The organism is Spirosoma gilvum (assembly GCF_054776815.1).
The window spans coordinates 1-1,164 of sequence record NZ_BAAHBH010000041.1; the positions used below are offsets into that span (position 1 = coordinate 1).

2 protein-coding genes are annotated in these 1,164 nt (G+C 49.4%); both read right to left on the bottom strand.

Annotation, left to right across the window (positions count from 1 at the left end; all coding sequences use genetic code 11):
- Positions 1-11: 11 nt before the first annotated feature.
- Positions 12-692: an IS630 family transposase gene (locus ACYVFD_RS35960; protein ID WP_461095450.1), complete on the bottom strand. Its 681-nt coding sequence runs from the start codon at positions 690-692 to the stop codon at positions 12-14.
- Complete coding sequence (locus ACYVFD_RS35965; protein ID WP_461095449.1) at positions 680-1,141, bottom strand: helix-turn-helix domain-containing protein; 462 nt, start codon at positions 1,139-1,141, stop codon at positions 680-682. Before ACYVFD_RS35965 ends, ACYVFD_RS35960 begins: the two co-directional genes overlap by 13 nt.
- Between the last annotated feature and the right edge of the window lie 23 nt (positions 1,142-1,164).

The window sequence follows — 1,164 nt, forward strand, 5'->3', positions numbered from 1 at the left end:
TACACTGTAAACTAAGTTTTCTTGTATTTTAGGTTTTCAGGATTGACCTTCACATACTGGCTGTTCATGGTATCTCTGGCTTTGTCCACCGTGAACTGCCAGTGAATCTTGACCTGCTTCTGATTGCGTTCCTCCGCCCAAATCAGCACTTGCTTCTCTAACTCATCCTGAACCGAAATCCGTCGATTCAAACACTGACGGGACAAAGCCGAAAACTCCAGCTCAATCATGTTCAACCACGACCCACACTTGGGCGTGTAATACAGCTCAAAACGAGCCGCCAATTTAGCCGCTTCCTCAGCCGATAGACACTCATAAAAGGCGTTGGGCGTGTGGGTGTTCAAGTTGTCCTGCACCAGCCTGATTTTGACCGCATCCGGGTAAGCAGCCGCTACTTGCTGCATAAAGGCGGTGTATTCTTTTTTTGTCCGCTGCTCATAAACTTGCATCAGCCGCTTACCCACTAGGGGTTCTATCGCCCCCATCACCACACATGCCCCATGCTTACTATAGGCATAGTGCTGTTTGGCTACCTGATCCGGGCTACAGGCAAGACCCTGGACCACTTCGCCAATCAAAAAGCAGGGGCGTTCATCGAAGCACACCACCGGATAAGTTGCCTCATAAGCCAGCGCATACAATACCAATAAGGTCTCCATGCGGAAGACATACTCGCTGTTTATCTGGCCGATGCACCACTGTCGCTTGAGATGGGGCTGTAGCTCGTTTTTTTAAGAATCATACCTACTTCTGTATGAGACAGGTGTTCACAATAGCCCAACTCGACTCCTTTGTTGGCTAACAGTCTGAGCGACCACTGGCTATGCCCATCAGGCGATTCAGAACAAGCCCGTGCGGTTAGTTTAGCGCGACTCTCACCACTGATTTCAAGGGGGCGACCACTGCGAGGAGCATCCTGGAGAAAAGCCAGTTGGGCGGTTTGGTACTTGCCAGCCCAGGTTGAAACCGTATTATAATTGACTCCAAGCGTGCTGGCTACCTCTTGAAAGGTCTTGCCTTGATGAAGCTCCAACAGGGCCGTAGCCCGTTTGAAGGTTTTAGCGAACAGAGTACCTTTGCTCAGGAGTTGACGCAGGTGATTCTGATGTTCATCGCTCAGCATTACGTGTTGCTTTTTCATACTCCTAAAATACTATAATACTT